The sequence below is a fragment of the Methanofollis sp. genome, assembly GCF_028702905.1.
Classification (GTDB): Archaea; Halobacteriota; Methanomicrobia; order Methanomicrobiales; family Methanofollaceae; genus Methanofollis.
In genome coordinates this window covers 1-12264 of sequence record NZ_JAQVNX010000062.1, presented here as the reverse complement: position 1 = coordinate 12264, position 12264 = coordinate 1, and the positions used below count along the sequence as shown (strand labels likewise).

Here is a 12264-nt window from a genome sequence, read left to right as displayed (position 1 = left end):
CGCGATCAGGCTCGCCCGCGCCGCCACAGGTAAGCCCGACATCGTGAAGATCGAGGGCGGATTCCACGGCGCCCACGACGCCGTGCTCGTGCAGGCCGGGTCGGGGGCGACGACCATGGGCGTCCCTGACTCGGCAGGCGTCGTCGCCGACCTGGTGCGCCACACGAGACAGGTGGCGTACAACAATCCCGCGGCCCTCGACACCGTCCTCTCCTCGTCCGAGGAGATCGCCGCCCTCATCATCGAACCGGTGATGGGCAATGTCGGCCCCGTCCTCCCCGGGGAGAACTACCTGCAGGAGGTGCGGCGGATCACAGAGGACCACGACGTCCTCCTCATCTTCGATGAGGTGATCACCGGCTACCGCCTCGGCATCGGCGGGGCGCAGAAACGCTTCGGCGTCACCCCCGATCTCACCACACTCGGCAAGATCATCGGCGGCGGCCTGCCTATCGGGGCCTTCGGCGGCAGGCGCGACCTCATGGAGATGGTCGCCCCGCAGGGCCCTGTGTACCAGGCCGGCACCTTCAGCGGGAACCCCCTGACCATGGCCGCCGGGGCCGCCGCGCTCGGCTGGCTCCACGGCCACCCCGAAGTCTACAGCCACCTCGACGAGGGGACGCGGGCCATCGGCGACGCCTGCGAGGACGCACATGCCGGCGGATCCTTTGTCAGGCTCGGCTCCATGTTCAAGTACTTCTTCAGGGCCGAGCCCCCGACAAACTACGCCGAAGCGAAGGAGAGCGACACCACGGCTTTCAGAACATTCTGGGAGAAGATGCTGGCGAAGGGCATCTTTATCCCGCCGTCGCAGTTTGAGACGAATTTCCTCTCGGCAGCGCACACAGAAGAGATCATCGAACGCATCGCGGACGCATACAGGACATGTCTCTGAGAATAGGAACACGAGGAAGCCAGCTCGCCCTTGCGCAGACAGAACGGGTCTGCAAGGCGCTGGCGCAGATGGGCATCGAAGTTGAAACGGCAGTCATCAGGACGAAGGGAGACACCAACACCGGCGTCCCCCTCCACGAGATCGGCGGGCAGGGCGTCTTTGTCCGGGCCCTCGACGAGGCGATCATCGACGGCACCATCGATGCCGCCGTCCACTCCATGAAGGACATCCCGGCAAAACGGCCGCGGGGCGTCGTCACCGGCGCCGTCCTCACCCGCGACTCACCTGCCGACTATCTTGCCTATGAAGGGAACATCGACGACGTCAGAGTCGTCGGCACCTCCTCGACGCGGCGGCGGGCGCAGTTGCTGCGGCACGACCCCGAGATCGATGTCAGGCAGCTGCGCGGCAACGTGGACACGCGCCTCCACAAGATGCGGGAGAAGGAGTACGACGCCATCGTCCTCGCCGAGGCCGGCCTTGAACGTCTGGGCTACACGGTGAAGGGGCAGAGGCTGCCGACCTCCCTGTTCGTCCCGTCCCCGAACCAGGGTACGATCGCCGTTGTCTGCAGGAACAGCCCGGAGATCATCGAAATGGTCCAGCCGCTCGACGACCCACAGACGCGGATGGACGTCGGGATCGAGCGGATCATCATGGAAGAGGTCGGCGGCGGTTGCTTCACGCCGCAGGGCATCTACTGCCGGGACGGCCACCTCATCGCCGAGGTGCTCGCCCTCGACGGGAGCCGGAATGTCAGGGTCGAGGACGAGATCGCGACCGCGGACGAGGCCCGGGAATGCGGCAGGAAACTCCGCACCGACGCCGGCGACCTCATCAGGGAGGCCTACAAACAGCTGGGGATCATGCCATGACAGGAAAGGTAACCCTGGTGGGCTCGGGGCCGGGAGGGATAGGCCTCATGGCGTCGCGGGCACAGGAGGCAATCGCGGAGGCCGAGGTCATCCTCTATGACCAGCTCCCCGGCAACGAGATCCTGGCCACACTGCCCGAGAGTGCGGAAAAGATCGACTGCGGCAAACACGGTGGCGACCACACCCTCGAACAGGACGATATCGAGGCCCTGATGGTCGAGAAGGCCCTCGAAGGGAAGAACGTCGTCAGGCTGAAGGGCGGCGACTCCTTCCTCTTTGGGCGGGGTGGGGAGGAGATGGAGACCCTCCGCGCCCACGGCATCACGGTCGAGGTGGTGCCTGGCATCACTTCGGCCATCGCCGTCCCCGAGTCCGTCGGCATACCGGTGACGCACCGGAAGTTCGCCTCCCAGGTGACGATCATCACCGGCCACGAGGACCCGACCAAGGGCGAGTCCGCCCTGGACTGGCAGTTCCTGGGCAGGACGCGGGGGACGATCGTCGTGCTCATGGGCGTCAAGAACCTGGGGAAGATCGCCGAGGCCCTGGTCGGGAACGGCCGCGACCCGGCGACGCCTGTCGCGGTCATCGAGCGCGGCATGCGCCCCGACCAGAGGGTGACGGTCGGGCCCCTCGCGGAGATCGCGGCGATCGCCCGGACCCGCGGCGTCAGGCCGCCCGCGGTCATTGTGATCGGCGAGGTCGTCGGCCTGTACGACGGCACGCCTGTCTACCGGCCCTGAACCCTCTCGATAGTGCGAGTGGGAAGGCGTCTTCCCTCTTTTTTCAGCCATCATGACGATGGCCGTGCCTCTCACGGCGTGACCCTGCTCCCTCCGGGCAGAGGGTTGATATACTCTCAGACTGTCTCTTTGTGAGAACCATGAGGAGCGATCTCGTCAAGAAAGGGTACCCGAGGGCACCGAACCGCGCCCTCCTGCGGGCGCTCGGGATCACCGACAGGGAGATGGGCCTCCCCTTCATCGGCATCGCCAATGCCTGGAACACGATCATCCCGGGACACACCCACCTCAGGTCAGTCACCGAGAAGGTGCGGGAGGGGATCGCCGCCGCGGGCGGTGTCCCCTTTGAGTTCGGGGTCATCGGGGTCTGCGACGGGATCGCGATGGGCCACGAGGGGATGCGTTACTCCCTGCCGTCGCGGGAGAACATCGCCGACTCCATCGAGCTGATGGTCCAGGCCCACCGCTTCGACGGCCTGGTCTGCGTCGGCACCTGCGACAAGATCGTGCCCGGCATGCTGATGGCCGCGGCACGCCTGGACATCCCGGCCATCATGGTCACCGGCGGGCCGATGCTGCCGGGCAACCTGGGCGGGCGCGACCTCACTCTCACCGACGTCTTCGAGGCCGTCGGGAAGGTCGCCGCGGGCGCGATGGGCGAGGACGAGCTCCACAGCCTGGAGTGCGCCGCCATGCCCGGTTGCGGGAGTTGCCAGGGGCTGTACACGGCGAACACCATGGCATGCATGACCGAGGCGATGGGCATGTCCCTGCCTGGCTGCGCCGCCATACCGGCCGTGGACGCCGCAAAACTGAGGGTCGCACGGGAGAGCGGCGAGGCGGCCGTCCGCCTGGTGCACGAGGGGGTCACGGCACGGAGGATCATCACCCTCGAAAGCCTGCGGAACGCCGTCAGGGTGGACATGGCCCTCGGCGGGTCGACGAACACCGTCCTCCACCTGATGGCGATCGCCGCCGAGGCCGGGGTGCCCCTCACCCTCGCCGACTTCAACGCGATCTCCGACACCGTGCCGCACATCAGCCACATGCAGCCCGGCGGGCCCCACTCCATGGTCGCCCTTCACCGCGCAGGAGGGATACCGGCCGTCCTCCACGCGGTCATGGAGCACCTCGAAGACGCACCGACAGTCTCCGGCAGATCGATAAGGTCGATCGCGGCCTCGGCCTCGGTCCTCGACACCGCCGTGATCAGGCCGGCCGAGCACCCGATCCACGCGGCGGGCGGCCTGAAAGTCCTGCACGGCAGCCTCGCCCCGGCCGGCGCCGTCGTCAAGGCGGCCGCAGTGGACGACGCGATGTGGCGGCACACCGGCCCGGCACGCGTCTTCGACGGCGAGGACGCCGCCATGAAGGCGATCCTCGGCCAGGAGATCAGGGAGGGCGACGTCGTCGTCATCAGGTACGAGGGGCCCCGCGGCGGCCCGGGCATGCCGGAGATGCTCTCGCCGACCGCCGCCCTGATCGGCTTCGGGTACAGGCAGGTCGCCCTCGTCACCGACGGCCGGTTTTCCGGCGGGACGCGGGGGCCGTGTATCGGGCATGTCGCCCCGGAGGCCGCCGCGGGCGGGCCGATCGCCCTTGTCAGGGAAGGGGACCGGATCGCGATCGACCTCCACAACCGCCGCCTCGACCTCCTCGTTGACGAAGAGGCCCTGAAGTCCCGCCGCCACGAGTGGCAGCCCGTGAAAAAAATCCTGTCAGGCATCCTCTCCCGGTACGCCGCAACCGTTGGAGGTGCGGAGATAGGGGCAGTGCAGAGGTGAGGACGGAGATCTGAAAACTTCCCCACAATCTATGCTGGGGAACTCCTCGCTATCGCTCGTCCAGCGAAGACCTGTTGGTCCGTGGCACATCGAAGATGTGCACGCACAGGAAAATCTTCGATTTTTCATCTCTGTTGAAATCCTTTTCTGGTGTGCCTACGCCGGGGGACTACGCCCCCGGACCCCCGCTCAGGATTGGTCGGGATACGGCAATCTCCCCCCTCTGAATATCCTATTCGCTCTTCCCGGGGCCAATCCTAATTTCGGGGGTCCGGGGGCAACGAGAAGACCGAAGGTCTTCGAGGAGTCCCCCGGCGATCAGTATAGGGAAGGCGGTGGACCCACATCTACTCTCAGGGGATAGAGGGATACATCAATCTGAACACGAGGTTTTCAACAGAGCCCGATTTTCCGTCTTCTCGACTCCCTCCGGTCGTCCCCGCTCAGTATTGGGTCAGGGAAGAGAGAGCAGAGATCCTGAGGCAGGGGATTGCCATATACCCGCCTATCCTGATGGCCACCTTTCCCATGCACCGTCCCCCTCCCAAACAGATCGTCTCCAGAATCGATTTCGGAGGGTTCAATACCTCTCACAGACATTTTTTAGCATCGGCAGCATGCCTGCCGGGAGTTAGGTATGATTGACAGGTTTCTTGAAGGCAATAAGACATTCATCGAGGGCGAGTTCACCGAACACCGCGACTACTATCGCGACCTCGCCACAGGACAGAGCCCCACTGTCCTCTGGATAGGCTGTTCGGATTCGAGAGTCGCCCCGGAGAGGATCACCAGCGCAAAGGCCGGTGAGATCTTCGTCCACCGCAATATCGGCAACATCGTCAGGATCGGCGACTGGAACTTCGCCACAATCCTGGAGTACGCCGTCAAACACCTGAAGGTCTCCGACATCGTCGTCTGCGGTCACTCCGACTGCGGTGCTATCAAAGCGCTCGCCTCTGACAAAGAATCGAACGAGGCCTACATCCCCCTCTGGCTCTCGAACGCCGCCGTGGCACGAGCCACAGTCGAGACGAAGATGCCAAAGCCGACCAAAGCCGAGGACCTCAGGGCATGGCATAGGATGATCGAGGAAGAGAACGTGAAACTCCAGCTTGAAAACCTCCGGACCTACCCGATCGTGAGGGAGGCGGAGAAAGAAGGAAAGGTTACGGTCCACGGTCTGTACTTCGACCTTGAGACCGGAAAGCTGGATCAGATCGCCTGACCAAGGGCGGAATCAATCTCTTTTTTTATCTGCGACAGAGAGACGCGGCCGACAGGGGTGAGTTTCCCGTTCACCAGGACGATCGGGATAGGGGGCTGGTGCTCTTCGACGATCTGCTGCACGTAGTCGGGGACGCCCTTGTCGAGGAGAGTGAGCGTCACGTCCACAGTCCCGCCATACTCCTCTGAAAGAGCCTCTTTCAGGGCCTCGGTCGCGTCCACGAGTTTCCCCGAGAGGTAACATTTTTTGAGGCCGCAAGAGCGCTCCTCATTGCAGGGGAAGGGGCTGCACTCCCCGTACGAAAATCCGATGATCTCGATGTGGGCATGGTCTGCCATGCCATCAGTGTTTGGCCCGGGCCAATATGAGCATTTGTTCCGTGCCATGGACTGGAGACCGGGATCAGTCCGCCGCCCGGTCTATCAGGGCCCGCAACTCCGCGCGCACGTCCGCCTCTCTCCCGGCCGTCGCCCTGATATCGCTCACCGCGTCGGCCCCGTCGACACACACCTCCCCGAGCATCTCAGCACCGATGAACCGGAAAAAAGATCCTGCCACCCGGCTGACGCAGACGAAGTTCTCCGCGCCCTTCCGGCCGGCGACGGCACACAGAATGCCAGACTGCCGGCCGGCCTCCCCGCCGGCCAGCACGCGCCCGGCGCGGTACGCCTGACACCGGTCGATCACCGCCTTCAGCGCGGCCGGCACCGTCTCGGTGTACACCGGCGTGCAGACGATGACCAGTCCCGCCTCTGCGAGGGCGCGGTCTATCGCGGGCATATCGTCCTGGATTACGCACCTGCCGGCATTATAACACCGAAAACAGCCCGTGCACGGTTCGATGCGCATCTCCGCGGGATAGAGAGTTTCACACCGCAGCCCCGCGTCCCGGCAGGCGTCGGCCGCCCACCCGGCGAGGATGGCCGAGTTCCCGTACAGCCGCGGGCTTCCCTGGATGATCACCGCCGCGCGCGTACGGGGCGGGAGAGGCCTGACCGCGGGTTCGGGCGGGTGGAGGACGAAGGTATCCGGGCGCTCGGGCAGTTCCCGCCGCAGGCGGTAGAAGGCCGTGAGCGCCACACTCTCCGCTGTCTGTGGGTTGGCCGGCGGGTACTCGTAGGTATTGGTGCGGTAGGTATAGAGGACGGTGTCCTCCTTCCTGAACTCAAGGGTGTACCTGACCATACCGGGGTATGCCGCCGAGAGGTCCTCTCCTTTCAGGACAAGCGTACCCGGCATCTCATCCACGACGATCTCGGCCGAACGGAGGATCCATGCGCCGTGCATCTGCTACTCCCGGTGGAGGAAGGGACATGACCATATATATGCCTTCCCGGAAAGGAGGTGCCGTCACGGTCACTAGCGTTAATAAGGTACGCGGCGCATTGAATATGGTAATTCATGAAGGCGGTTCTGGGTCTAGAAGACGGCGAATATGTTGTAGGAGAGGGATTTGGTGTAGAGGGGTCCTGTTCCGGGGAATTGGTCTTTACCACCCAGATGACCGGGTATATGGAGGCAATGACCGACCCGAGTTATCAGGGACAGATCCTCATGTTCACCTTCCCGCTCATCGGGAATTATGGTGTAGACCACCAAAATTTCCAGAGTCCGACCGTGCATTCTCTCGGGTGCGTCACCCGGGAAGTCTGCACGCATCCAACGGTAAAAACATCAATCATCGACTTTTTTGAAGAAAACGGCTTGTATGGGATCACCGGCGTCGACACCCGGCGGCTCACCATCAAGACACGGCAGCACGGCACCATGCGCGCGGCCGTCATCGTCGGGAACGACGACGGGGAAAAAGCGGTGAAGATGGCCCGTTCGGCCCCGGACATCGCGGAGCAGGACCTCTTCCCCCAGGTATCCTGCAAGGAACCCTTCCACATCCCGGGTCCCGGGAAGAGGATCGCGGTCATCGACCTCGGGATCAAGAAGAACATCGCGGTCAGCCTGCAGAAACGCGGCGCCGACCTCTATGTCTACCCGTACAATGCCACACCGGCCGAGATCGACAGGTGCGACCCCGAGGCAATCTTCATCACCAACGGCCCCGGCGACCCGAAGCAGGCGAAAGACGCCATCGCCGCAGTGAAACACTACCTCGGCGAACTTCCGGTCTTCGGGATCTGCATGGGCAACCAGGTCACGGCCCTTGCCCTCGGCGCGGAGACCTACAAGATGAAGTTCGGCCACCGCGGCTCCAACCAGCCGGTCAGGCACATCGGCGGTTCCATCTACATCACCACACAAAACCACGGCTTTGCCGTGGACGGCGACACCCTCCCTGAAGGCTGCAGGGTCGCCTACGAGAACGTGAACGACGGCACCCTCGAGGGCTTCTGCAACGACGACCTCGACGTGCTCTGTGTCCAGTTCCACCCCGAGGCCCATGGCGGCCCACACGATACCGAACGTCCCATCTTTGACCTGATGTACAGGAGGATTGCCTGATGCCGAAGAATCCGAAGATTAAAAAGGCCCTGATCATCGGGTCGGGGCCCATCCAGATCGGACAGGCCGCCGAGTTCGACTTCTCGGGCTCGCAGGCCTGCCGCGCCCTGCGCGAAGAGGGCGTCGAGGTGGTCCTTGTCAACTCCAACCCCGCGACGATCCAGACAGACCCCGAAATGGCGGAGCGGGTCTACATCGAACCCCTCAAGGCCGAGATCATTGCAAAGATCATCAAGAAGGAGAAGCCCGACGGGATCCTCTCGGGCATGGGCGGCCAGACAGGCCTCAACCTCACCGCCGAACTCGCCGAGATCGGCGCACTCGACGGCGTCGAGATCCTGGGCACCCCCCTCGAGGCGATCTACCACGGTGAGGACAGGGAGAAGTTCAAGGAACTGATGAACGAGATCGGGGAACCCGTCCCGAAGAGCATGATCCTCGAACACATCGAGGACCTGGACGCGGCCCTGGCCGAGGTCGGCCTCCCCGCGATCATCAGGCCGGCCTACACCCTCGGCGGCGCAGGCGGCGGCATCGCCCACACCCCCGAAGAACTCCGGCGGATCGTGGAAGTCGGCCTCACCCGCTCCCGCATCCACCAGGTTCTCATCGAAGAGTCGGTGATGGGCTGGAAGGAGATCGAGTTCGAGGTGATGCGCGACGCCACCGACACCTGCATCATCATCTGCGGAATGGAGAACGTCGACCCCATGGGCGTCCACACCGGCGAGTCCGTCGTCGTGGCCCCGATCCTCACCCTGCGCGACGACGAGTTCCAGATGATGCGCTCCGCGGCGATCAAGATCATCAGGGCCCTCGACGTGCAGGGCGGCTGCAACATCCAGTTCGCGTTCAAGGACGGTGACTACCGTGTCATCGAGGTCAACCCGCGTGTCTCCCGCTCCTCGGCCCTCGCCTCCAAGGCGACAGGCTATCCGATCGCGCGGGTCGCGGCGAAGATCGCCATCGGCCTGCACCTCGACGAGATCCTGAACTCGGTCACCGGCATGACCCCGGCCTCCTTCGAGCCCGCGATCGACTATGTCGTCGTGAAAGTGCCGCGCTGGCCCTTCGACAAGTTCAAGACCGCCGACCGGACGCTCACCACGGCAATGAAGAGCACCGGCGAGGTCATGGCCATCGGCAGGACCGTGGAAGAGGCCTTCAAGAAGGGCCTGCGTTCTCTTGATACCGACGTGCGGGAGCACACCAACCAGAACGAGATCAGGATGATCCTGACAAGCCCGACCGACGAGCGCTTTGCCTGCCTCTTCGACGCCTTCAAGCAGGGCATGACCGTCGACGAGATCGCGGCGATGACGAAGATCACTCCCTTCTTCCTGGAAAAGATTGAGCACCTCGTCAGGACCGAGAAGAAACTGAAGGAGAACTTCGAGGAAGGGGACATCAGGACGGCAAAGAGGCTCGGCTTCTCGAACACAGAGATCGCCGAACTCACCGGCCTCCCCGTGGACGAGGTCGAGAAGAAGGCCGGCAGGCCCACCTACAAGATGGTCGACACCTGCGCCGCCGAGTTCCCGGCAAAGACGCCGTACCTCTACTCCACCTGGGAGGACGAGAACGAAAATCTCCACGACACACGCAGGAAGGTGCTCATCCTCGGTTCGGGCCCGATCAGGATCGGACAGGGGATCGAGTTCGACTACTGCACCGTTCACGCGGTCCAGGCAGTCAGGGACGAGGGCATCGCCGTCCATATCGTCAACAATAACCCGGAGACCGTCTCCACCGACTTCGACACCTCGGACAGGCTCTTCTTCGAGCCGATGCAGCTCGAAGACGTCGTCAATGTCCTGGTCAACGACGACTACGACGGCGTGATGGTCCAGTTCGGCGGCCAGAACTCGGTGAACCTGGCCATCCCCCTTGAACAGGAGATCAAAAAGCGCGGCCTCAAGACGAAGATCTTTGGCACTTCTCCTGATGCAATGGACATGGCCGAGGACCGCGACCGGTTCAGCGTCCTCCTCGACCGTCTCGGCATCCCCTCGGCGCCGAACGCCTCCGCACATTCGGAGACCGAAGCACGGAAAATTGCACGGGATATCGGATACCCGGTCCTCGTCCGCCCGAGTTACGTCCTCGGCGGCAGGGCGATGGAGATCGTCCACGACGAAGTCGAACTCGACGGGTACATGAAGGAGGCTGTCAGGGTCTCCAGGCAGCACCCGGTGCTCATCGACCGCTTCCTCCAGGACGCCTATGAACTCGACGTGGACGCGGTCTGTGACGGCGATGAGGTGCTCATCGGCGGCGTGATGGAGCATATCGAGGAGGCTGGCGTCCACTCGGGCGACTCGGCCTGCGTCATCCCGACGCAGTCCCTCTCGCAGTCGGTGATCGACCGCGTGAAAGACTACACCCGACGGATCGCCCTGGAAATGGGAGTCGTCGGCTTGATCAACATCCAGCTTGCGGTGAAGGACGACACCGTCTATGTGCTGGAGGCGAACCCGCGGGCAAGCAGGACCGTGCCCTTCGTCTCGAAAGCGACAGGCCTGCCACTTGCCAGGATAGCCGCGAAGGTGATGATGGGCAGGAAGCTCTGCGACCTCGGCTACCAGGAGAGGACGATCTCCCACGTTGCCGTCAAGGAGGTGCTCCTCCCCTTCAACAAACTTCCGGGCGTCGACACCGTCCTCGGCCCTGAGATGAAGAGCACCGGCGAGGTCATGGGCATCGACTACGACTTCGGCCGGGCCTACTACAAGGCCTGCCTGGCCGCGGACAACGACCTGCCCCTCAGGGGCAATGTCTTCATCTCGGTGCCCGACGACCAGAAAGAGGCGATCGTCCCGATCGCGAAGAAGCTCTCCGACCTCGGGCTCGTCCTCTACGGCACCGGCGGCACGGCCGAGTACCTCATCCAGTCGGGCGTCGACGTGAAGATGGTCAGGAAGGTCCAGGAAGGGTCGCCCAATGTCATCGACATGATGCGAAAAGGGGAGATCAGCCTGATCATCAACACCCCGGCAGACAAGCAGTCTCGCCAGGACCACTACGCGATCATGCGGGTGGCGGTGGACTACTCTGTGCCCTATATCACCACCCTCTCCGCGGCCGAGGCGGCGGCACGGGCGATCGAGGTGATGAAGCACGAGGAGATCACCATCGAGCCCCTGAACCACTACCTGGGGAAGGTATAAGCTCCCCTCTCTTTTTACCCGACGCACTCCCGGGCATGAACTGCGGCCCCCGGCGCAGGAATGTGCAAAAATATTCTGATTTGCAATAGTCTTGACGGTGCGCCACCAATATCTTTTGGTGGCACACACATCCTGATTCTTCTTCTCGAAACAGCGCAAGATTTATCATTTTTCATCCCCTATGCCCGGCTGTAGGGGCGGCATATTTCACGCTCCATTCGCCATAACCCCCCGGATATGAAGGAGGGACAGAATGAAAGATGAATCTAAAGATAAAGGGGCACATCGCTCTCTGGCGATCTGTATCGTCATCCCGCTGCTGCTCATGCTGGTCGGGACGGCCGCGGCAACAGGCATGCCCGACGTCCTCTGGGAGAGGACATTCGACTCGGGACTGAACGACTTCGGCAACGGCCTCCAGGAGACCGCCGACGGAGGATTTGTCCTTGCCGGGAAGGAGCAGAACTGCACGACGAGCGACATGCTCCTGCTGCGGACCGACAGAAACGGCACCGTCCTCTGGAACAGGACCTATGACTACGGCATCTATGACACGGCGAACGCCGTGAGAGTCACACCTGACGCCGGGTACATCCTGGCAGGCTACGGGCAGACAGAGATCGCGGGCGCAAAGACCGATGGCATGATGATGGTCAGGACCAACAGTGCGGGGACGCCCCTCTGGACCGGACCGACAGGAAACATCAGCCCGACCTGGGAGGAGGCAAAGGACATCCGGGTCTGCGATGACGGCGGTTTCATCCTGACCGGGCGGGACAACCCGGAGAGCGGGCCGGGCGCGGCGTACCTTGTCAGGACCAACGAGACCGGGGAGGTGGAGTGGTCGGCACGGTTCCTGAGGATGTATGACGACGCCGGGTACTCGGTCCTCCAGACCGACGACGGAGGTTATCTGGTCGCGGGCACGTCTGCCGACCCGGTCAACGGGACCGTGGACGCATTCCTGAGAAAGACGAACGAGACCGGCGCTCTCCTCTGGGAGCAGTACTATGCGGCGCGCGATCTGCAATGGCCCGCACAGGGTGCAAAGGGAGACTTCCAGGCAGTAAAGGTGCTCCAGACCGCCGACGGCGGGTACGCCCTCACGGGCAAGACCG

Annotated in this window: 10 protein-coding genes; 8 read left to right on the top strand and 2 right to left on the bottom strand. The window is 63.4% G+C overall.

Going from position 1 to position 12264, the window contains the following annotated elements; all coding sequences use genetic code 11:
- From PHP59_RS08380 to PHP59_RS08360, 5 genes are all read left to right on the top strand, one after another.
- On the top strand, positions 1-895 hold an 895-nt coding region (locus PHP59_RS08380), incomplete at its 5' end, for an aminotransferase class III-fold pyridoxal phosphate-dependent enzyme (protein WP_300165959.1).
- Positions 886-1770 carry a hydroxymethylbilane synthase gene (hemC, locus tag PHP59_RS08375; protein WP_300165957.1) on the top strand — a complete coding sequence of 295 codons (885 nt, stop codon included), beginning with the start codon at positions 886-888 and terminating at the stop codon, positions 1768-1770. The genes PHP59_RS08380 and hemC, both read left to right, overlap by 10 nt.
- On the top strand, positions 1767-2513 hold the full coding sequence (cobA, locus tag PHP59_RS08370) for a uroporphyrinogen-III C-methyltransferase (protein WP_300165955.1): 747 nt from the start codon (positions 1767-1769) through the stop codon (positions 2511-2513). The genes hemC and cobA overlap by 4 nt, the downstream gene beginning before the upstream one ends.
- Before the next feature lie 140 nt (positions 2514-2653).
- Positions 2654-4297, top strand: coding sequence for a dihydroxy-acid dehydratase (ilvD, locus tag PHP59_RS08365; RefSeq protein ID WP_300165953.1), 1644 nt, complete (start codon positions 2654-2656; stop codon positions 4295-4297).
- Positions 4298-4934: 637 nt separating this feature from the next.
- Positions 4935-5522 (top strand): carbonic anhydrase, encoded by a 588-nt coding sequence (locus PHP59_RS08360; RefSeq protein WP_300165951.1) that lies wholly within the window; start codon positions 4935-4937, stop codon positions 5520-5522.
- Here PHP59_RS08360 and PHP59_RS08355 read toward each other — a convergent pair.
- The gene (locus PHP59_RS08355) at positions 5510-5860 is read right to left on the bottom strand and encodes a hypothetical protein (RefSeq protein ID WP_300165949.1); all 351 of its coding nucleotides are present in this window, start codon (positions 5858-5860) and stop codon (positions 5510-5512) included. The two genes, PHP59_RS08360 and PHP59_RS08355, sit on opposite strands and share 13 nt — an antisense overlap.
- Positions 5861-5924: 64 nt before the next feature.
- Positions 5925-6809 (bottom strand): flavodoxin family protein, encoded by an 885-nt coding sequence (locus PHP59_RS08350; protein ID WP_300165947.1) that lies wholly within the window; start codon positions 6807-6809, stop codon positions 5925-5927.
- 114 nt (positions 6810-6923) lie between these two features.
- Between PHP59_RS08350 and carA the strand changes: the two genes are divergently transcribed.
- From carA to PHP59_RS08335, 3 genes are all read left to right on the top strand, one after another.
- A complete protein-coding gene (gene carA / locus PHP59_RS08345; RefSeq protein WP_300165946.1) occupies positions 6924-7979 on the top strand; it encodes a glutamine-hydrolyzing carbamoyl-phosphate synthase small subunit in 1056 nt (351 codons plus the stop codon).
- A complete protein-coding gene (gene carB, locus PHP59_RS08340) occupies positions 7979-11146 on the top strand; it encodes a carbamoyl-phosphate synthase large subunit (protein ID WP_300165944.1) in 3168 nt (1055 codons plus the stop codon). The genes carA and carB overlap by 1 nt, the downstream gene beginning before the upstream one ends.
- A 253-nt stretch (positions 11147-11399) precedes the next feature.
- Positions 11400-12264: hypothetical protein (locus PHP59_RS08335; RefSeq protein ID WP_300165942.1), on the top strand; the 865-nt coding region annotated here is incomplete at its 3' end.

Bases quoted from the DNA above. Each gene is read 5' to 3' on its own strand.
- carA (WP_300165946.1), top strand. From the start codon at position 6,924: ATGAAGGCGGTTCTGGGTCTAGAAGACGGCGAATATGTTGTAGGAGAG.
- hemC (WP_300165957.1), top strand. From the start codon at position 886: ATGTCTCTGAGAATAGGAACACGAGGAAGCCAGCTCGCCCTTGCGCAG.
- carB (WP_300165944.1), top strand. From the start codon at position 7,979: ATGCCGAAGAATCCGAAGATTAAAAAGGCCCTGATCATCGGGTCGGGG.
- PHP59_RS08360 (WP_300165951.1), top strand. From the start codon at position 4,935: ATGATTGACAGGTTTCTTGAAGGCAATAAGACATTCATCGAGGGCGAG.
- cobA (WP_300165955.1), top strand. From the start codon at position 1,767: ATGACAGGAAAGGTAACCCTGGTGGGCTCGGGGCCGGGAGGGATAGGC.
- PHP59_RS08355 (WP_300165949.1), bottom strand. From the start codon at position 5,860: ATGGCAGACCATGCCCACATCGAGATCATCGGATTTTCGTACGGGGAG.
- ilvD (WP_300165953.1), top strand. From the start codon at position 2,654: ATGAGGAGCGATCTCGTCAAGAAAGGGTACCCGAGGGCACCGAACCGC.
- PHP59_RS08350 (WP_300165947.1), bottom strand. From the start codon at position 6,809: ATGCACGGCGCATGGATCCTCCGTTCGGCCGAGATCGTCGTGGATGAG.